Genomic DNA, 19140 nt, shown 5'->3' on the forward strand with positions numbered 1-19140 from the left:
AACCGGGCGGCACCCGTGGCTGTCAGGCCTCGTCGGCCTTCGGGGCCTCGGCGGCCGGGGCCTCCTCGGCAGCCGGAGTGGCCTCAGCCGGGGTCTCCTCAGCAGCCGGGGTCTCCTCGGCGGCCGGGGTCTCCTCGACAGCGGGGGTCTCCTCAGCAGCCGGAGTGGCCTCCGCGGCCGGAGCCTCAGTGGTCGCCTCGGCAGCCGGCGCTGCTTCGGTCTTGGCCTCGGCGGCCTTGCCGTTCTGGCTCTCCAGCAGCTCCCGCTCCCAGGCGGCCAGCGGCTCTTCCGCGCCCAGCTCCTCGCCGGCGGCGGCGGAGCCCTGGCCGGAGCGGCCCATCAGACCGTCCGCGACGGCGTCGGCGACGACCCGGGTGAGCAGGCCGACCGAACGGATCGCGTCGTCGTTCCCCGGAATCGGGTAGTCGACCTCGTCCGGGTCGCAGTTGGTGTCGAGGATGCCGATGATCGGCAGCTTCAGCTTGCGCGCCTCGTCGACCGCGAGGTGCTCCTTCTTGGTGTCCACGATCCACACGGCGGCCGGAACCCGGGCCATGTCGCGGATACCGCCGAGGGTCTTGAGCAGCTTGTCGTGCTCGCGACGCTTCTGCAGCAGCTCCTTCTTGGTGACACCGGACGCGGCGACGTCGTCGAAGTCGATGAGCTCGAGCTCCTTCAGACGCTGGAGCCGCTTGTTCACGGTCTGGAAGTTGGTCAGCATGCCGCCCAGCCAGCGCTGGTTCACGTACGGCATCCCGACGCGGGTCGCCTGCTCGGCGATCGCTTCCTGCGCCTGCTTCTTGGTACCGACGAACAGGATCGCGCCGCCGGACGCCACCGTGCTGCGGACGAACTCGTACGCCCGGTCGATGTACGACAGCGACTGCTGCAGGTCGATGATGTAGATGCCGTTGCGCTCGGTGAGGATGTAGCGCTTCATCTTCGGGTTCCAGCGGCGGGTCTGGTGCCCGAAGTGCACGCCGCTCTCGAGCAGCTGCTTCATGGTTACTACGGCCATGATTGTGTAGGTCTCCTGTCACGCTTTCCCGACCGTACTTCGGGGTCAGCGCGTCTCTCGGTTGTCTCACGGCGAACCGGGTGGTGCGCCGCGCCTGATGCCCGTCGCGCCGATCCACCCGGAGCTGGCTCCGGGACCGAGGAACGTCACAGTTTGTGCGGGCATGCGTAGTCGTCCCACCTAGATGGGACGCCACCGGAAGTGTACGTGACCGCCTGCCCGTAACGCGAACCGGCCCTGGTTGTCCACAGTCTCCGGATTCACGCCCGATCCGCACCCGGAAACGGGCACTTTCTCCGGCATGACCATCGCTGTCCTCGCCCCAGCCCCTCCCCCGGCCGCACCCACCTCCGGCTGGCCACTGGACCCCCGCCCGGAGATCGTCCGCGGCTTCGAGCTCCCACCGAAACCCTGGCTCCCCGGCCACCGCGGCGTCGACCTCGCCGGCCGCCCCGGCCAAGCCGTCCTGGCCGCCACCCCAGGCACGATCACGTACGCCGGACCGGTCGCCGGCCGCGGCGTCGTCACGATTACGTACGGCGCCCGCCGTACGACGTACGAACCCGTCGTCGCCGAGGTACCGGTGGGCACCTCCGTCCGCACCGGCACCGTCATCGGCCGCCTGTCCACCGTGGGCTCGCACTGCCTGCCGAGGGCCTGCCTGCACTGGGGTCTGCTCCAGGCCAAGCAGTACCTCGACCCTCTGACCCTGCTCGGGAGCCGCCCGGTCCGGCTGCTCCCGCTCACCGCGCAACCCACACCAGCCGCGGCGCCCCCGACCGTGGCACCAGCCGAACCTGCGCGGATCGGCGACGCCACCTACCGGAACCGACGGGCGGCGAAGCTCGTCATCGCCGCCACCGGCGCTCTGGCACTGGCCGCCGGCTTGCTGGCCAGACGCCCGTGAGTCCTACGCGTGCGGCAGGTTCAGCTGCCACGACACCCCGAACCGGTCGTTCACCCAGCCGAACTTCTTGCTGAACCCGTAGTCCCCCAGTGGCATCAACGCGCCACCACCCTCGACCAGCGCGTTGTACAGCCGCTCCAGCTCGGCCTCGTCCGCACAGTCCACGAACAACGACACCGAAGGCGTGAAGGTGAACCCATGATGCACGTAGCTGTCGCTGCACATGAACTGCTGCCCGGCCAGCCGGAACACCGCGGTCATCACCGATCCCTCAGGACCGGGCCCCTCGGCGCCGTACTTGTGCATCGCGACGATCTCGGCGTCCTTGAACAGCGAGAGGTAGAAGGTCATCGCCTCCTCCGCGGCCCCCTCGAACATCAGGAACGTCTTGATCTGCTGCTCGGCCATCGCTCATCTCCTAAAGTCACAACTTATATAAGTCATGACTGTAGCACTAGCTCAGCTCCCCGGGACCCGGGCCTGCCACGCGTCCTCGTCCCGCGAACGGCGCTCGACGCCGGCCGGGAGCTTGTTCCTGGCCAGATCGGTCAGCGTGGTGTTCTCGAGCACGTCCCGCAGGCTGGCCCGCGCCGCGATCCAGACCCGCTGCAGGACCACCGCGTGCTCGTTGTACGTGACGCTCTCCGGCCGGACACCCGAGATGCTCACGATCGGGCCGTCGACCGCCCGCATCACGTCGGCGACGGAGATCTCGTTCGGGTCGACCGCGAGCCGCCATCCACCGGACTGCCCACGCTGGCTGGACAGCACGCCGGCCCGGCGCAGGTCGGCGAGGATCCCCTGCAGGAACCCGTGCGGAATGCCCTGCGCCCGGCTCAGTTCCTCGGCCGACACCACCGAATGGTCGTTGGCCACCCACCGCTGGGTGATCTCGATCAGAGCTCGCAACGCATAGTCAGACTTCGCCGAAACCCGCATGTCCCGCAGTCTGCCGTATTCCGGCACCCGCCCGCCGCATTCCGCACGCACAACCCGGCCGGCGTCTCGCTCGACAGCGCCCCATTCCGGTCAGGCTCTGGGATGCGCCTGCTGGTACGCCTGCCGCAGCCGGTCGGTGGACACATGGGTGTAAATCTGGGTGGTCGCCAGCGATGCGTGACCGAGCAGCTCCTGCACGCTGCGCAGATCCGCTCCGCCTTCCAGCAGATGTGTGGCCGCGGTGTGCCGGAGACCGTGCGGCGCGAGGTCCGTGTCCACGACGGCGACCCGCTGGTGCACCATCCGCCGTACCGTCCGCTGATCGATCCGGCCGCCGCGCGCCCCGAGGAACGCCGCCGGTCCGCTCCCCTCGCGTACCAGCTTCGGCCGGGCCTCGGCCAGCCACCGCTCGATCGCCTGCGCGGCCGGTACGCCGTACGGCACCGACCGCTCCTTCCGCCCCTTGCCGAACACCCGTACGACGCGGCGCGAGCGGTCGATGTCGTCGACGTCGAGCGCGCACAGCTCGCCGACGCGGATCCCGGTTGCGTACAGCAACTCCATGATCGCGAGGTCGCGGAGCCCGACCGGACTGCCGTCGTCCGCGGCGACCGCGGCGGCGTCGAGCACCGTGCGGGTGTCGGCCTGGCCGAGCACCCCCGGAAGCGTCTTGTGCGCCTTCGGGCTGGCGAGCAACGCTCCGGGATCCGTACTGATCCTGCCGGTCCGCTGCGCCCAGCTGGTGAACACCCTTGCGGCCGCGGCCCGGCGGGCCATCGTGCTGCGGGATTTCCCCAGACTTTGCTGCTTGGCCAACCAGGACCGCAGACCCCGGATATCCAGCCCTTCGAGATCATCGTGACCAAGCCGAATCAAATGTTCGAGTAAATCCGCCACGTCTCCGATGTAGGCTCTCACCGAGTGAGTGCTGAGGTCTCTTTCCGCCGTCAGATGCCTTTCGTAGTCAGCGAGTAACACAGCGAAACCTTCCGGCCAGGAACGGTTTCCGCTGACTTCGTCCGGCGTCATACCCCGACGATGCGTGAGGCGGCCCGGCACTGCAAGCCACCGCGCGGGGGCCGGGAAAAGGAGGTCTGGTCGATAGCCCAACGGTCGACTACTGTTCGGCCCGATTGCCCTAGTAGCAACGGAGGCACCCCTGACCATGGCCCCCTCAGCGAACGGACAGACCGTAGGCCGGCGTTTGCCGGTCGAGTCGGCGTTCACTCGAGTCGAGGACGCACGGCACCGTCTGCCGCGGCTGTTCGGTCGTCGCGACCTGGTTGTACTCGGCCTGGGCGTGATGATCGGCTCCGGCATCTTCAGCATCAGCGGCGTTCAAGCGGCGAACGTGTCCGGACCGGCAGTGATCCTGTCGTTCGTGATCGCCGCGATCGTCTGCCTGCTGGCCGCGGCCTGTTACGCCGAACTGTCGTCCACGATCCCGGTCTCGGGCAGTGCGTACACGTTCAGCTACGTAACGTTCGGCGAGATGTGGGCATGGCTGGTCGGCTGGGCACTCGTCCTCGAGCTCGTCACCGCGGCGGCGATCGTCGCCCGCGTCTGGTCGGCGTACTTCCTGGCCACCCTGGACGGGTTCGGAGTCACGCTGCCGAGTGGTATCGCGCAGTTCTTCGGGCCTGAAGCCAAGGTGAACCTGGTCGCCCCGTTGCTGCTGCTGATCCTCACCGCGCTGATCGTGACCGGCACCAAGCTGTCGTCGCGGGTGCTGACGATCGTCGTGATCGCGAAGGTCGCGGTGATTCTGCTGGTCGTGGTCGTCGGCGCGACCCATATCAAGATGGAGAACTACCACCCGTTCGTGCCACCGGCCCGGGCCGCACCCGCGATGGCGGATCCCACGGTGCTGGGCTGGATCCTCGACACCTCGTTCGGCTCGTTCGGGATGATGGGCATCTTCACGGCCGCGAGCACGATCGTGTTCGCCTACATCGGTTTCGACCTGATCGCGACCGCATCCGAGGACGCCCGCAGCCCGCGCAAGACCGTGCCGCAGGGCATGCTGCTCGGCGTCGGAGCCGTGACGATCCTCTACATCGCGATGGCCGTTGTCCTGGTCGGCATGCGCCCGTACGGCCAGCTCGGCGGCAAGGCCCCGGTCTCCGAGGCACTCGCCTCGGTCGGCGTCGGCTGGGCCGCGAACGTCGTCAACGTCGGCGCACTGCTCGCGTTGATGACCGTGATCATGGTGGTTCTGATCGCGCAGAGCCGCGTGCTGTTCAACATGGGCCGTGACGGTCTGCTCCCGAAGAGCCTCGGCCGGGTCAGCCGCGTGTACTCCTCCCCCGCGCGCGCCGCGGCCGCCGCCGGCGTCGCCGCGCTCGTGCTCACGCTGTACCCGAAGGTCCTCGACCTCGAAGAGCTGTTGGTCATCGGCGCCCTGTTCTGCTTCGCCTTCTGCGCCGTCGGCGTACTCCGCCTGCGCCGCACAGAGCCCAACCTCGAGCGCGGCTTCCGGGTCCCGATGGTCCCGCTGATCCCCCTGCTCTCGCTGGCGGCGACCGTCTGGCTGATGCTGAACATGAAGACCGGCACCTGGGTCAAGTTCCTGGTCTGGATGGCCATCGGCATCGCGATCTACGGCCTCTACGGCCGCTGGCACAGCCGCCTCGCCAACGAGGACAGCTGGGACTTCGACCTCGGCGACACCGACCCCGGCACCGGCGGCCTCCAACCCATCCGCGACCACACCGAACTCCGCGCCATCCGCACCCCACCCGACCAACAACCCCCCAAATCCAACCGCGGCAAACACATGCGCAACTAGCGCTGCATCAACACGGAGCGGGCAGGTCATCGGTAGGCCCCGCTGACGCACAAAGCGGCGTACTCTCGTCCGAGCTCGGGAACGCCGCCGGTCGGTTCTGAGGCTGCGGAAGCCTGGCTGTCGATGGCCCGACGCGACTCCCCTCCGTCTGCCAAACTTCCGGTGTGGACGAGCAGGAACTGGATGGCGGCATCGCGAACGCGGGCCAGGTTGTCCGTGTCGGTCCGCATGTTCTTCGTCCTTCGAGTCCGCACTCGGGTTCGGTTCACGCCTTCCTGCGGGCGGTGAAAGAGGCAGGATTCGAGGGCGCCCCGACACCGGTCGGCATCGACGAGGACGGCCGAGAGCGCCTGGTGTTCATCGATGGCGAGGTCCCAGTAGCGCCCTATCCGGACTGGAGCCAGTCCGGCTCCGCGCTCGCGTCCATCGCCAGGCTGCTGCGCAGGCTGCACGATGCCGCGCGTGAGTTCGACCCTCAGGGTCTGAGCTGGAACGACAGTCTGGCTGACCCTGCGGGCGGGACGCTGGTGTGCCACAACGACGTGGAGCTCTCGAACGTCGTCTTCCGTGACGGCATCGCCGTTGCGCTGCTCGACTTCGAGTTCGCCGCCCCTGGCCGCGCCGTCTACGATCTCGCCCAGTTCGCCCGCCTCTGTGTACCGATCGAGGACGACTTCGACCAAGACCGGATCGGCTGGCTGCCCGCCGACCGGGCTGCACGGTTACGAATCATCGCCGACGCCTACGGACTGGACCGGGACGGCCGTGCAGAACTGCTCACCGCCATCAACGATGCCCTCGCTCGCATCGAAGCAGCCGCGCGGCGGAGTATCGATACGGGCGGCTCGGGCACCGTCGCGATGATGAACCGGAGGGGCGGCATCGAGAAGTTCGACCGCCGGCGCCGCTGGTGGACCATCCACTACGACCAATTCGCCGCCGCCCTTCTTTGACCAGGCCCTGTTCCGTCTACGCGCGCACCCTCTGGAGTAGGTCGTTTCGTACCGCGCCAGGCTGCGTAGGGGAGGCAGTCGGGTCGGCTGATCTGAAGCCGATGGCCAACTGTCGTTTGGGGAGGGATCGCTGATTGCGAGTGGACCGTTGTCGTCGAGCGTGACGGGCAGGAACTGACGCCAGCGCACGTAGGCGCCGATGGCGCTGTCGTGGGCCAGGGTGACCGGCGTAGTCGCTGCCGTCGAGGACTTCGGCCTTCGCCAGCGGCTGTAGCTGTCGGAGAGGCAGCTCGAGGTCGATCCGACCGCGGTCTGGACCACGAACAGTCCCGGCCGGGAACCGCCGCTGGAGCCAGCGCGGGAAAGGCGAGGAACTCCGCCCGGCGCTTCCAGGGAAGGATCCGGTGGGCACCTGCCCGGATGCCTGGTCGAGTGCGGCCCGCACGTGGTGGACCCCGCCGGCGCGGTTGAAGGCGGCAGCAAACCGATTCAGCTTGCCGGGCAGGTACCAGCCGTCCCCCGGCGCGGCTGAAGGCGGCAGCAAACCGATTCAGCTTGCCGGCCGGGTACCAGCCGTCCCCCGGCGCGGTTGAAGGCGGCAGCAAACCGATTCGGCCTGCCGGGCGGGTACCAGCCCTTCCCATGACGCGGCTGCCGGGTCAGCGGCCGGACTTATCGCCGCAGATCGCCCGCCCGTGATGCGGTGGGTGATCGTACAGACCGAGGATCCGGTCTCCTGCACCGCGAACTCCGGATCGCATGAGTGCTTCCAGGGTTTGGGTGTTCCGCCAGCTGATCCTCAATCGTGTCAGCACCCGCTGGATCGTCTGGTAGCTGGCCGTGATGCTCTTGGTCGCCGGACTCCACGTTGGTGCAGCACTAGCTTGGTGTTGTGGGTGGAAGGCGCCAGCCGGTGTCGGTTTGGGTTACCAGGGTCATGGTGGCGAGGGTTTGTAGGCAGCGTTCGGTGGTGGGGATGTCGAGGCCGGCGGTGGTGGCTATTCGTCGCGTAGGCACCGGGGTGTGGACCGGGACCGCGTCGAGGATGCGTTGGAGGTCTACGTTGAGGGTGTCGGTGACGGTTTGCGGGGCTCGCGGGGCTGGGGTCAGGCCGGTGCCGAACGGGGAGATTGCCTCGATGATGTCGGCGACGTTGGTGGCCAGTACTGCGTTGCGTTCGCGGACGAGGAGGTGGCTGCCCGCGGACATGCGGGAGGTGACTGGGCCGGGGACGGCGAGGACTGTGCGGCCGCATTGTTCGGCCCAGCCGGCGGTGTTCAGTGCGCCGCTGCGAATGGCGGCCTCGATGACTACGGTGCCCTGGGCAACTGCGGCGATCAGGCGGTTGCGTGCGAGGAAGCGGAGCTTTGTCGGTGCGCAGCCAGGTGGGAGCTCGGCGACGACGATGCCGTCCTCGGCGATGCGGCTGAGGAGCGCCGCGTTGCGTTTCGGGTAGCTGACGTCGACTCCGCAGGCGAGGACCGCGATTGTGAGGCCTGCGGCGGACAGGGCACCGCGGTGTGCGGCGGCGTCGATGCCGTAGGCGCCACCGGAGACGATCGTGACGCCGTTGTCCGCCAGGCCGGAGGAGAGCTCGGCGGCGACGTGTTCGCCGTACGACGAGCAGGCGCGGGAGCCGACCATTGCGACCGAACGGGACACGGCGTGACGGAGGTTCGCCCGGCCGCGGACCCAGAGGCCGAACGGTACGCCGGCGCGGCGGGACAGCTGGCCTGCCTCGTACAGGACGTCGACCTGCTCCGGCCACTCGTCGTCGCCGGGGATCACGAAGCGCGCGCCCGCGGCGGTGGCGCGTTCCAGATCCCGGTGTGGGTCGACCGTGGCGAGGCGGGTGGACCAGCGCTCGTACTCGGGGCTGTTGTGCTGGAGGCGGTCCCAGATCTCCTGCGCGGTGAGCCCATCGAAGGCCTTCAGGGCGGCGAGATCTCCCGGCTCGATGACGCGCGACAGGCCGACGCGGGCCAGGCGCTCCTGGTCTCCGTTGCCATCAGCAACCACCGTGGTCGTCCCGGGGCCGAATCCACCGCCGCCGCTCCCTCCGGAGCCGGCTTCACCGGAGCCGAGGGTGCTGCACCGTCGCACGACCGGCCCGGACTCAGAGGTCGCGGGCACAGTTCCGCCGGGCACCGTTGCGCCGGGCACCGATGCGCCGGGCACCGATGCGCCGGGCACCGTTGCGCCAGGGACGGTTCCGCCAGGGACGGTTCCGCCAGGCACCGTTGCGCCAGGGACGGTTGCGCTGGGCGCGGTTGCGCCAGGGACGGTTGCGCCGGGGACGGTTGCGCCAGGGACGGTTGCGCCGGGGACGGTTGCGCCGGGGACGGTTGCGCCGGGGACGGTTGCGCTGGGCGCGGTTGCGCCGGGGACGGTTGCGCTGGGCGCGGTTGCGCCAGGTGCGATCGACGAGAGCATGGTCATGGGGCTTGTCCTTTGAGGGGGCGGGCGTCCGCGAGGGGTGTCAGGGTGTGGCCGGAGCGGAGTTGGAAGGCTTCGTGGGTCTGGTCGACCGTCGGGGTGTCGCGGGCGGCCAGGTCGGCGAGCGTCCAGGCGAGCGCTAGGGATCAGCTCTAGCGGAAAAGACAGGCCCGCCCAGAGATGCTGCTCCGGACGGGCCCTCGACCGGAAACAGAGGTTCCGACCGTGAGTGAAGTATCCAACGAAACCGGCAGCAACGACCTGCGGGTCATGCCCGGCACTCTCTACGCCGACCGCCCCGACGGCTCGTCACTGTTCCTGGACCGCATCAACGGCGTCGACCTGGGCGAGTGGCTGCGCGAGCGCGGCCTGAGCTTCATCGCGCCCGCCGCGCCGGTCGTCGTGCTGGTCGACCAGAGCGCGTCCCGCAGTACCGGCGAGTTCTGTGACCTCGTCGCCCTCGAGTACGGCGAGGAGCGGCCGCTCAAGGTCATCAGCGAGGCCATCGCCGCGTTGCAGATGACCTACGCTGCGCTGGTCGCCGCCGGGCAGGTCGACTTCGAGTCGAAGGACGATCAGTGAGCGCCGAACGGGTGGTCGTCACCCGCACGGAGATGCGGCAGGTCCTGGACGGCCTGAACGCCTGCATCGCCATCATCCAGTCGGTCCTCGACCGGCCGGTGCCGCGTCCGGTCGAGACTGACGCCAAGGGCTGGCCGATCCTGCCTGACCCGGAGGACAAGCCGTGATCGGGTTGACGATCCGCGTCTCGATGAACCTGGTCGAACTGATTCTCATCGTCGGCTTCGCGTTCGCGGCCGGCTTCTTCGCAGGCGCCTGGCGCCGCTAACCGGAAGGAACACCCATGTCCGCACCTATCCCGCCAACCCCACCGCAGACCGCCTGGCAGTCGCTCCCGGCCCCGATCCGCTTCGCTGTCTGGGTGTGGGCGATCGGCACCATCGCGATAGCTCTGGTCGGGTGGCTCGTCGCCGTACTGGTGTGGGGCCTGAACTGACCCCAGCAAGCGACAGAAACGCCCCTGGTGACCAGCCAGGGGCGTTTCTGTGTCAGCGGCCGCCTAGCGCTTGCTGCACGCTGCTGGCGTTGCCCGTGATCCGGAACTCCCTGCGCAGAACCTGGACGATCTTCTGCCCGGCGTCCTTCGCGTCGAGGGCGCCGTAGACGTTGACGTTGATGGTGACCGGCGCAGCAGAGCCGCCACCCACAGGGCTCCGCCGGACAGGCGTGCTCGGGAGCGCCGTGTCCGCCAGCTGCTGGGTGGCCCTGGCGACCGTGGGCAGCTTGCTGATCATGCCGCCTGCGAACCCGAGCGTCGCCATGCCGCCGTGCCACTCGAGCACCTTCGACGGGCTGTGAATCCCGAGCTTCTTCCTGATCGCGGCCACGATCTGGTTGGCGAGCTTCTGGGACGCGAGGTCCAGTGCCTTCGTCTTCGCCAGGAGGCCGTTCACGAGGCCCTGTGCGGCGTCGACACCGGCCTGGTAGAGGTTGGTGGCCGCCGTGTTCCCCAGGCCCGCAGACGCGGAGCTGATGTTCGCCTGCAGCCGGTTCAGCGTGTTGAACGTGTTCCCGCCGCCACTGAGCAGAGCACTCGCGATTGACCCACCCTGGTCGACGCCCGCCTCCGCGATCTGCTGGTACGTGGTCGAGTTCAGTCCCCGCTTCTTCAGGTTCGCGAGGTTGGCCGCGAACTGCTGCGTCTGGCGTAGCCGTTCGGTCATCTGGGCGATGATCCCGCCGGCCGTCAGTCCGGTGTCCGGCGCCTGCACGTTCGTGATGCTGTTGAAGCTCATGGCCGCGTCCGTGATCGACTTCTTGAAGTCGTTGCGGACCTGGAGCGCGGCAGCGAGCTTGGACTGTGCGGCCTTGAGCTGGGTGGCCGCGGCGGACCGCTTGCCGGCCAGGACCACCAGCGCCTTGGTCTCGGTGTTGAGGTAGCCGAAGAACCGGCCGCGTTCCTTCGCGGTGTCGATCCTCCCCGCCAGTGCCTCCAGGTTCCGTAGGTCCGCCCTGGACGCGGCGATCTTCTTCTGCAACGACGCGATCGACGCCTCCGCAGCGGTGTTACTTCTCTCGATGGAGGCGCGCTGCGACTGCTTCCCCGTGACCGGCCGGATGCGCTTCTCGGCGGCTGCCAGGGCGGTGCTGTAGGCGGCGATCTGCTTCTGGATGGCCTTCTCGGTGTCAGCGGACGTGAACGAGATGTTCAAGACCTTCGCCATGAGTGACGACATCGCCGACTGGACCGTCTTCGCCGACCCCAGGATGCCCCGGGCGAATCCCTGGTTCACGTACAGGGCGAGCTGGGCGAACACCTTCGACGGGGACGCGATGCCGAGGACGGACTTGGTCTTGTCGATCACGGCCTGCGCCAGTTCCGCCGCGGCGGACACCGCTGTGGGGACACCGCCACGCAGTCCGCCGGCGACTCCTGCGGCGATGCTGGCACCGACCGACATCGACGGCACCCGCGGGAGGATCGTGCCGTTCACGTTCGGCACCATCAGTTCCGGTCCGCGCTCGCCTACGACGTACGGCTGGCCCGCTGTCACCGGGCCGCCGACCGCACGACCGGGGATCCCGGTCTGGTGGCCGCCACCGACTCCTACTCCGCTGCTGCGGCTGCCGATCGTCGTGTACTTCGTCACCAGATTGCTCGTGATCGTGACGGTCTTCGATGCCGGGAGGCCGTTCAACATGCCGTTGACGGTCGCGATTCCGGACTTGGCGTTGGCGATGTCGGCCTGCAACTTGGCGCGCTTCGTCGCCGTCAGGTTCGGGTTCTTCAACGCCGCATTCGCCGCCGCCAGCTTGGCCTCGAGGTCCTGCTTGTCCGCCTGCAGCTTCGCGGTGCGCGAGACGTTCGGAATCCTGATCATCGCCGCCGCCATGGCTTCCGCCTGCGGCCGGGTGTAGCCCATCTGCTGCGCGAGACGGATGAACGAGGCACGCGTACCCTCCGCGGTCCTCGCCACCTGGACCTGGGACGCGTTGTTGTTCCGCATCGCGGCGGTCTGCTTGTTCGCGGCGTCGGCGACCGCGTTCAGCGCCGTCTGATTGTTCCTGCCCGCCTGGCTGGCGAGATCGTGCGTCCGGCCGTTGGTCTTCACCGCGGCGGTAGCGTCAGCGACAGACTGCGCATAACTGATCTGCGAGCCCGACAAGGACAGCAACAGGTTCGACTGCCGGAACAGGGCGTCGTTGGCGCGCTGGGTCGCCGCCCATTGGCGGTCGTAAGCCGTGGCGAGCAGGTACGCGGCAACGTTCGCCGCATGGGTCGCGGCGGCGACGTGCGTAGCGGACCCGGCCAAGCCGTCCACCGACTTGCCGGCCAGGGCCGCCTTGACCTGGGCGGCGTTGAGGCCCTGAGTGAACATCTGGGCGGCGTTACCCGTGAGACCGACCGCCGTGTTCGCCTTGGTGGCGGATCCGACCACCGCGTCGTACCCCTTGCCGATGACGGTGAACAGCGCATCGAAGGAGCCCTTCACCGGGTTCAGCTGGTCGGCGACACCATTGAAGGTGTTGAACCCGGTCGGCAGCTTCCTGACGAGCCGGTCGAGGTCGTTCAAGACGGTGATGGTCTTGATCGCGCTGTCCGCGACACCCCCGATGCCGGATGCGAGATCCTTCAAACCGTTCGGGTTCTTCTGTACCGAGCCGGCGAGCTCGATCAGCTTGTTCGACAGGTTGCCGATGATGTCCGGCAGAGCGCCGCCGAGCGACCTCAGCACGTCGCCGGCAGCCAGGCTGAGCGGCACCAGCGCCGGGCGGAGCCGCTCGAACGCCTGGCCCAGCTGGTTGCCGAAGGCAGTGAACGCAGGCGCCAGGGTCAGGAACGAGTCAGCCAGCGCGGGCTTCAGCGTCTGGAAGGTGCGCTGGGCGGTCGCGGCCATCGAGGTGAGTGTCGACTCGAACGGCTTGCTGATCAGCTTCGTGTCGGCGGACATGTTCGTCAGCGTCGTCCTCCAGGTCTTCTGGACCTGCTCGGACTTGGCCGCGAACACGACACCGAGCGCACCGAGGCCGACGCCGAACGCCGCAGTGATTCCGGCCGCGGCGATTGCACCGACTGCAGGCAAGGCGACAGCTACCGCACCACCCAGACCGGCGGCCACCGCAGGACCGAGCACCGGCGTCTTCAGCACGCCCTGGAGCCCAGCCATGAACCCCTGTCCACCGGCTTGTCCGGCGTCTACTGCCGCCTGCTCGACATCCTTGGCCGAGCCCGTGAACCAGTGCAGGATCCCCTTACCGGCGTTCTTACCCTCATCCTCCAGCGTCTTCGCGAGGTTCTTCGTCGCCTTCTGTGCGTCGTTCCCGGCCATCGCCGCACCGCGCCGCGCCTTCGACAGGGCGTTCTCCGCAGCGATGATCTGCGACGTCTTCGCGTTGGCGTTGTTGCGGACCTCGGACAGCTTCGCCTCGGCCTGGCGGACCTTGCCGAGCGCGTCGTCTTCCTTGTTGCGGGCGGCCGTCAGCTTCTCCGACGCCGCAGCGGCCTTCTCGCTGACCTTGATGGTCCGCGACATGGAATCGCCGGTCTTGTCGGCCGACCGGGCAACCTTGTCGAAGACCGCCGAAGCACCCAGGTCGCGGGCGACGATTTCGAAGGCCAACGTCGAATCAACCACGGTCCGTCCTCATTTCGTGTGCAAGATTGCCCGGCCCACGCAGGTCGGTCGGCCCCGACAAAGGGGAGGGCCCATTCGACTGACCTTCGATCCCACTGCCGGCATGAGCGACGCTGACGCGACGACCGGCAGTGGGTGACGTTGACGCAGGACGGGCAAGATTCACTGGAGCTTCATCGCCTCGATCAGCCGGAGCGCGGACCTTGCCGCACCCGTACGCTGCTGGTCCCGCCGGATGTTCGCCAAGATCCAGTCGCGGCGGGCGTCCGAATACCTGCCGTCCGGTGGCTGGCCCCACCGCCGCGGGAAGTCCCCACCGGATACGGCGTACTCGACGTTGCCGTTGCGCTGCTCGATAGCCATGACTTCCTCCTCAGTACCGGTGCCGGCGGATGGTGTCGTGCGCGTAGCTGCTGATGACGCTCAACGGCATCGACATACCCAGCGGGTAGACGTTCACGGTGTCGTTCTCCTCGTGCTGGACGGACGTGACCTCGGCCTGGATTGCGGGCGGTGCGGCGGCGTGGATCTCCCGCGCGGCCTGCAGGCCCGCGTTCGTGGCGGCGCCGTCCATCGCCACGGGGCTACCGAAGCGCCCGAAGTTCGCGGCCAGTTCGGCGGTCCGAGCCTGCAGGAACGCCGAGTTGCAGCGCGCCTGCAGGTCCTCGACCGCTTCCGCGTGCTCGGTGCGGCGGCGAGACTCGGCGGCGCGCTGCTCGGCCTCGGTACGGCGGCGGTACGCGGCGAGTTCGTAGGCGGCATCAACGCTCACGGATGGCCTGTCCTGGTAGTCCAGACTGACCTCGATACCCGTCAGACCCGACCACGCCTCGATCTCGGACTGAGACATCCGCTCCATCCCGAGATCTTCGAGCGGGACGCGGCAGCGGCATTCGTTTCGGCTCATGCCACTACCTTGATATTTACGGCGGATTTACGGCGAGGGGAGCACGCCAGGCACCTCGAGCGGGGCCTGCCACGACCCGCCGGGGATGGCAACGGCCCACCGCACAGCGAACAAGTGCCGTCCTGCATCAGCAGCGCGTCGGCAACCTGGCTCGGCACGTGAGCGAGCCCCGACCCCTCACGCACCAGCTCGCGGCCCAACCACCGCAGCAGAAGGATTGCGCGGCCGACCCGCAGATCCGGCGTCACGTTGCACCACCCGGCCTGGCGAGCCCCACCGCCTCGTCCACCAGGTGCTCGGCCAGATCCAGCGCATCGGCGTGCGCCCAGCCGCGCAGCTTCAACGCCGCCCGCAACCGGAGCCGCTGCAGCACGTTGAAATCCTGGTCGCGGTTTACCGGCACCAACTCGCTGAGCAAGCCCCGCAGCTGCGCCGTGTTCGCCGCCCCCGCCACCGGGTCACGGTCCACCCGCCGCGCCATGTTCAGCGCCGCCATCCCGCGGGCGTTCGACTCGTCGATGCCGTACGCCGCCAGGTGCGCTGCTGTGGCCCGTTCCACCTGGCCCTGCAGGTAGTCCGGTGCGCCGGCCAACTCGTCCTCCACAAGGCGCCGTAACAGCGCGCTAGGCGTCATTGTGCGGAGCTTCGCCAGGCTTTCGAACGAATCCTTCAAGCTCGCGGGGATCTTCGTGGCCAGCACGGCCAACTTCTCGTCAGTCATTCGGGTTTACCAATCGTGAGTGATGGGCCGGAGGCCCAAGGTGATAGCGATGGGTCAGAGGGCCCAAATGGAAAAACCCCAACCGGATCAGTCGTTTGATTCGTGACTGAATTACCAACATGCGCGGTCATCGTGCCTCCCGGTGGAGGTCCCGGTCGTTCCTCAACCCGCCGAGGATGGTCGCGCTTGCGAGCCCCCGGTTGACGAGGTCGCGAGCCAGCGACTCGGTGCTGTCGCGTCTCCGCTTCGGTGCGGTGGTGGCCGGCGGCGTACAGCAGATCTGGGCGTCCTCGAGCAGCTCGCCACAGCTCTGACAGCGCGGAACGGATCTCACGACGCCTCCTTGATCCTGCACTCGGGATGCGTGTCGAACCACGCGCCAGGTGCGATGGCATTGCCGCACACGCCGCACGACTTGCCGCCCGTTGATGGCCAGTCCTTCCCTGTCCTGTCCTGTCCCTTTGGGTTGGCGACTGGGTTGGCGACTGGGTTAGCGACTGGGTTAAGCGACTGGGTTTCTTCGGTCCATTGCTCACGCTTCGGCCGCCCGCCCTTCTTGCCGTTGGCACGGTTGGCTTCCTGCTGCTTGAGTACGTCCGCCTTGTCCCGCTGGTACGAGGCGTGGTGCCGGATGATGTAGGCGTCCCCGTCGTCGCTCCACCATCCGGCGGCGAGTAGCTCGTCGACCGCTCCTGGGTGTCTGGCGAATCGGCGTACGTCATCCTTGGGAAGCCGGCAGTTGAGGAGCTTCCTGTTGCTCCACACCAGACCTTCGGTATGGAGCCGGAATGCCTGGTCACCGAGGGTCCAGCAGTCATCGGCGTAGTCGTCACTGAGCTTCGTCCAGGTCATCGCTTCACCGCCCGTTCGCGGTAGATGGCGCCTGTCTCCTGAGCCAAGCAGCACAGGTCTCCGAGCTCCACCAGCGAGAGCACCCACCCGCGGCCGGCGCGTGACCACGGCGCCCGCGGCGCAATCTCGGCCACCAACGCGTCGTGGTTCTGGCCTGTGATGACGGCACGCCCGGCGGCCTCGTCGACGGTGGCCCAGATGACCACCCGGGCACTCACGATGCGTCCTGAGCGAGTCGGCAGGCTGGGTGACTCATCCATCCGGCAAGTACGTGGCGGGTATCCAGTGACTTCCGGCAGATGGCGCAGCCAAATCCGCCTGGATGGTCCGCCAGGACGTCGCGCACGAGCGAGCTCCAGGCCGCCTTCTGCCGCGAGTCCAGTTCTGTACTCATGCGGCCACCACCTCCGCCAGGACGGCCCACACCTCAGGCGAGATCTGGTCGTCGTCCGCGTCGAGCAGCAAGGCAGCATGGCGCCTGCACTGCAACGCAACGTGCGGGTCGATCGCGTCCCACTCGGCCGCGCGACGCAGCCAGTGGTCAGGCGTCTGCTGGTTCAGCAGGTCCTGCAGAAACGCCGCCAGGAACAATGCCGGGTCGACAGGTACGCCGTACACGGGTCGGCGCGGGGTACTGTAGACCCGTTGAGCGGCTTGGCGGCAGCTCTGCTTCGAGACCCCGGACTGGTCCCCGGGGTCTTGGTTTGTCCCCATCAGGCCGCCTCCGGCCCATCATGGAGCGACGGACGGAGCAGTGCGGCGAGCTGATCGCGTTGGGATGGCGTCAGCGCCGGAGCCGCTTCGACCAGCTTCTCGATGTGGTGCTCGACCGACGTGCGAGCACGCGCAGCCTTCAAGGCGCGCGCTTGGCGGAATTCGGGATCGGCAAGCTTGCCGGTACTTCGGGTCACGCAGACTCCCAGGAACGAGAAATCTGCGCCCCGGCTCAGATGAGTGAGAGCGCCTGCCGTCGGCTATGAGTCGCCGACGCCCGACTGTGGTAGCAGCTTACGGCATGTACGAGACATCCACCTGCGACTCGCCGAGAGCAGCTTTGGCAGCGAAGATCTTCTGCCAGACCTCACGAGGTTGCCGTGGGGTGCGATTGCAGACCGGGCATCGTTCGGGCTGAGTATTGGCGCCACGGCGCCACGACGGGTCCGCCTGGCGCCGATCGCGATCCCCGCCGATCGTCCAGATGCCGCCGGATGCACCGACCTCACCGAGACGCTTCGGCTCGTGTTGGCCGCGGTCGGTGCAGACGATGGTGATGGTCGGGGGGTAATTGCTCGGGGCAATCCTGCTCATCCCTGCCTCCACTCGATCTCGACGGTCTCCGGGTCGATGACGACCTCGCCATCGACGACGCGATAGCCGCGCACTCCCCGGCCCAGGGACGGGATGCGGATCGTCATGAGCAGATCGACAACAGCCCGTTGGCGGTCGACACCGAGCCCATTCCAGACCGCAGCAATGTCGTCGGCGGTCACCAGCGGTCCCAGCGCGTCGACACGGCCCGCGTCCACCAGTTGCGCCTCAACCCCGGTCAGCTTCTCCCGCAGGGCCTTGTCCCGGCGGGCGAGGGTCCGCTCATCGATGTCCAGGTTCGTAGCCAGCAGATCGATACGCCGGCGTAGCGCGTTCGCCTCGGCTCGCAGTTCGCCGACGTCGGGTCGGTCGCCGTCATGCAGCAGCTCGGCCGCGTCCTTGCGGGACAGCCGGGCCAGCATCACCCGGCTCACATACGCATCGATCACGTCGCCACGCCGGGAGATGTGCTTCATCGACTGGCAGCGGTAGATGGCGTACGGCTGCGTCGTCGCGGCCCCGCCTGCCTGCACCGTCAGTCCGCACGTTCCGCACAGCGCGACACCCGTCAGCAGGGCACGCGCGCCACCGGATGTACGCCGGTCTGGGTCGTCCATCAGATCCTGCGCAGCCCGCCAGGTCTCCTCACTGACCAACGGCTTCCACGTGGCAGGAACGAGGTCGCCGGTGTAGGCGCCCCACTTGTTCCTGGTCGCCGGTCCCGGCCGCAGGGCGGCGTACACCGGCTTCCGGAGCGCACGGGACAGTACCTGCCCGGTCCACCTGCCCGGCTCGTTGCTGTGCTCACCACGGCGATTCTGCGGCGTACTGATCCCGGCCTCACGCCACTCACGGGCGATCGCGGCCAGCGGCTTCCCGCTGAGCAGGTCGGCGTACGCGGCCCGGACGAGTTTCGCCTCATGCCGGTGCGGCTTCATGTCGCTGGTGTAGCCGAACGGCCGGCGCGAGCCCGTCCTCTGACCGTTCGTCGCGGCCTGCTCGGCTGCTCGCCGCTGGCGGTCGCTCTTCACCTCGATCTCGTTCCGTGCGACGCTCGCCAGAATCTCGGCAGCCAGACGGCCGGCCGGGGTCGACATGTCCATGTCGGAGCCTCGGCACAAGGCGATCGTGGTTCCCGCCTCCTGCGCGGCCTCGATCAGGGCCACGGTGTCACGCCGGTTGCGGGTGAGCCTGTCCAACGACCAGGCCACCACTGCTTCCACCTCGCGCGCCCGGATCATCTGCACGAGCCGATCGAACTGTGGACGCCGGGCCTTCCCGGACGCGGATGTGTCGTTCTCGGGCAGGACTTCGGCGATGATCCAACCCCGGCGCTCGACGAGCTGCTCGCAGTCCTCGCGCTGGCGGTCGATCCCCCGGCCCTCGCCGGTGTCATCTCTGGACATTCGCAGGTAGACGGCTGTTCTCATGTCCGCTAATGTAGCACCCAAGCGAGGCGAACCACTCGGTCGAAGCCACGAGCGGTCAGGCGCCCGGCCGTGTAGTGCGATTCGAGGAGACGCTGACTGGCGTCGTCGAGGGGATACTCACGACGCATGACCGGGCCGGGGATCTCGCTGTTCAAGGTCCAGGCCGTGCTGCGGTAGCGATGTGTCTGCCGGTCGCGGGCGGCTTGGACACGGGCCGCGACCA

At 68.1% G+C, this 19140-nt stretch carries 22 protein-coding genes and 1 pseudogene; 6 read left to right on the plus strand and 17 right to left on the minus strand.

Translation table 11 applies throughout. The features are described from left to right. Window positions 1-22 precede the first annotated feature (22 nt). The gene (rpsB, locus tag VFF46_RS22130) at window positions 23-1018 is read right to left on the minus strand and encodes a 30S ribosomal protein S2 (RefSeq protein ID WP_325039090.1); all 996 of its coding nucleotides are present in this window, start codon (window positions 1016-1018) and stop codon (window positions 23-25) included. Between the two features lie 301 nt (window positions 1019-1319). Between rpsB and VFF46_RS22135 the strand changes: the two genes are divergently transcribed. After that, complete coding sequence (locus VFF46_RS22135) at window positions 1320-1925, plus strand: M23 family metallopeptidase (protein ID WP_325039091.1); 606 nt, start codon at window positions 1320-1322, stop codon at window positions 1923-1925. A 3-nt stretch (window positions 1926-1928) separates the two neighbouring features. Here VFF46_RS22135 and VFF46_RS22140 read toward each other — a convergent pair whose 3' ends face one another. From VFF46_RS22140 to VFF46_RS22150, 3 genes are all read right to left on the minus strand, one after another. Next, window positions 1929-2333, minus strand: coding sequence for a VOC family protein (locus VFF46_RS22140; protein ID WP_325039092.1), 405 nt, complete (start codon window positions 2331-2333; stop codon window positions 1929-1931). A 51-nt stretch (window positions 2334-2384) separates the two neighbouring features. Beyond that, window positions 2385-2864, minus strand: coding sequence for an RrF2 family transcriptional regulator (locus VFF46_RS22145; RefSeq protein ID WP_209694222.1), 480 nt, complete (start codon window positions 2862-2864; stop codon window positions 2385-2387). Window positions 2865-2954: 90 nt separating this feature from the next. Continuing rightward, the gene (locus tag VFF46_RS22150; protein ID WP_325039093.1) at window positions 2955-3893 is read right to left on the minus strand and encodes a tyrosine recombinase XerC; all 939 of its coding nucleotides are present in this window, start codon (window positions 3891-3893) and stop codon (window positions 2955-2957) included. 175 nt (window positions 3894-4068) lie between these two features. On the opposite strand from VFF46_RS22150, the gene VFF46_RS22155 reads away from it, so the two are divergent. Both VFF46_RS22155 and VFF46_RS22160 read left to right on the plus strand, forming a co-directional pair. Then, complete coding sequence (locus tag VFF46_RS22155) at window positions 4069-5652, plus strand: APC family permease (protein WP_325039094.1); 1584 nt, start codon at window positions 4069-4071, stop codon at window positions 5650-5652. 164 nt (window positions 5653-5816) lie between these two features. Continuing rightward, window positions 5817-6605 (plus strand): phosphotransferase, encoded by a 789-nt coding sequence (locus VFF46_RS22160; RefSeq protein WP_325039095.1) that lies wholly within the window; start codon window positions 5817-5819, stop codon window positions 6603-6605. A gap of 879 nt (window positions 6606-7484) precedes the next feature. Here VFF46_RS22160 and dprA read toward each other — a convergent pair. Continuing rightward, window positions 7485-8708, minus strand: a complete 1224-nt coding sequence (gene dprA, locus VFF46_RS22165) for a DNA-processing protein DprA (RefSeq protein ID WP_325039096.1) — start codon at window positions 8706-8708, stop codon at window positions 7485-7487. 558 nt (window positions 8709-9266) lie between these two features. Here dprA and VFF46_RS22170 point away from each other — a divergent pair. The 3 genes from VFF46_RS22170 to VFF46_RS22180 all read left to right on the plus strand — a co-directional run bounded on the left by VFF46_RS22170 (window position 9267) and on the right by VFF46_RS22180 (window position 10059). Further along, entirely contained in the window at window positions 9267-9623 is a 357-nt protein-coding gene (locus VFF46_RS22170) for a hypothetical protein (protein WP_325039097.1), read from the plus strand. Next, window positions 9620-9790: a hypothetical protein gene (locus VFF46_RS22175; protein WP_325039098.1), complete on the plus strand. Its 171-nt coding sequence runs from the start codon at window positions 9620-9622 to the stop codon at window positions 9788-9790. The genes VFF46_RS22170 and VFF46_RS22175 overlap by 4 nt, the downstream gene beginning before the upstream one ends. Before the next feature lie 116 nt (window positions 9791-9906). Continuing rightward, window positions 9907-10059: a hypothetical protein gene (locus VFF46_RS22180; RefSeq protein ID WP_325039099.1), complete on the plus strand. Its 153-nt coding sequence runs from the start codon at window positions 9907-9909 to the stop codon at window positions 10057-10059. 52 nt (window positions 10060-10111) lie between these two features. Here the strand turns inward: VFF46_RS22180 and VFF46_RS22185 are convergent, their stop codons facing one another. From VFF46_RS22185 to VFF46_RS22240, 12 genes and pseudogenes are all read right to left on the minus strand, one after another. Continuing rightward, window positions 10112-13699, minus strand: coding sequence for a hypothetical protein (locus tag VFF46_RS22185; protein WP_325039100.1), 3588 nt, complete (start codon window positions 13697-13699; stop codon window positions 10112-10114). A gap of 162 nt (window positions 13700-13861) precedes the next feature. Continuing rightward, complete coding sequence (locus tag VFF46_RS22190; protein ID WP_325039101.1) at window positions 13862-14062, minus strand: hypothetical protein; 201 nt, start codon at window positions 14060-14062, stop codon at window positions 13862-13864. A 10-nt stretch (window positions 14063-14072) separates the two neighbouring features. Further along, on the minus strand, window positions 14073-14606 hold the full coding sequence (locus VFF46_RS22195) for a hypothetical protein (protein ID WP_325039102.1): 534 nt from the start codon (window positions 14604-14606) through the stop codon (window positions 14073-14075). Between the two features lie 244 nt (window positions 14607-14850). Continuing rightward, on the minus strand, window positions 14851-15327 hold the full coding sequence (locus tag VFF46_RS22200) for a hypothetical protein (RefSeq protein ID WP_325039103.1): 477 nt from the start codon (window positions 15325-15327) through the stop codon (window positions 14851-14853). 127 nt (window positions 15328-15454) lie between these two features. Beyond that, window positions 15455-15661 (minus strand): hypothetical protein, encoded by a 207-nt coding sequence (locus VFF46_RS22205; RefSeq protein WP_325039104.1) that lies wholly within the window; start codon window positions 15659-15661, stop codon window positions 15455-15457. Next, window positions 15658-16179, minus strand: a complete 522-nt coding sequence (locus VFF46_RS22210) for a hypothetical protein (protein ID WP_325039105.1) — start codon at window positions 16177-16179, stop codon at window positions 15658-15660. Before VFF46_RS22210 ends, VFF46_RS22205 begins: the two co-directional genes overlap by 4 nt. After that, on the minus strand, window positions 16176-16397 hold the full coding sequence (locus tag VFF46_RS22215; protein WP_325039106.1) for a hypothetical protein: 222 nt from the start codon (window positions 16395-16397) through the stop codon (window positions 16176-16178). The genes VFF46_RS22210 and VFF46_RS22215 overlap by 4 nt, the downstream gene beginning before the upstream one ends. A 172-nt stretch (window positions 16398-16569) precedes the next feature. Next, complete coding sequence (locus tag VFF46_RS22220) at window positions 16570-16893, minus strand: hypothetical protein (protein ID WP_325039107.1); 324 nt, start codon at window positions 16891-16893, stop codon at window positions 16570-16572. Then, window positions 16893-17090 (minus strand): hypothetical protein, encoded by a 198-nt coding sequence (locus VFF46_RS22225; RefSeq protein WP_325039108.1) that lies wholly within the window; start codon window positions 17088-17090, stop codon window positions 16893-16895. The genes VFF46_RS22220 and VFF46_RS22225 overlap by 1 nt, the downstream gene beginning before the upstream one ends. Before the next feature lie 97 nt (window positions 17091-17187). Beyond that, window positions 17188-17487 carry a hypothetical protein gene (locus tag VFF46_RS22230; protein WP_325039109.1) on the minus strand — a complete coding sequence of 100 codons (300 nt, stop codon included), beginning with the start codon at window positions 17485-17487 and terminating at the stop codon, window positions 17188-17190. Next, window positions 17484-18917 carry a recombinase family protein gene (locus VFF46_RS22235; protein WP_325039110.1) on the minus strand — a complete coding sequence of 478 codons (1434 nt, stop codon included), beginning with the start codon at window positions 18915-18917 and terminating at the stop codon, window positions 17484-17486. The genes VFF46_RS22230 and VFF46_RS22235 overlap by 4 nt, the downstream gene beginning before the upstream one ends. A gap of 5 nt (window positions 18918-18922) precedes the next feature. After that, window positions 18923-19140, minus strand: a pseudogene (locus tag VFF46_RS22240) (ATP-binding protein); the annotation flags it as partial.

The organism is Kribbella sp., assembly GCF_035655035.1.
GTDB lineage: Bacteria > Actinomycetota > Actinomycetes > Propionibacteriales > Kribbellaceae > Kribbella.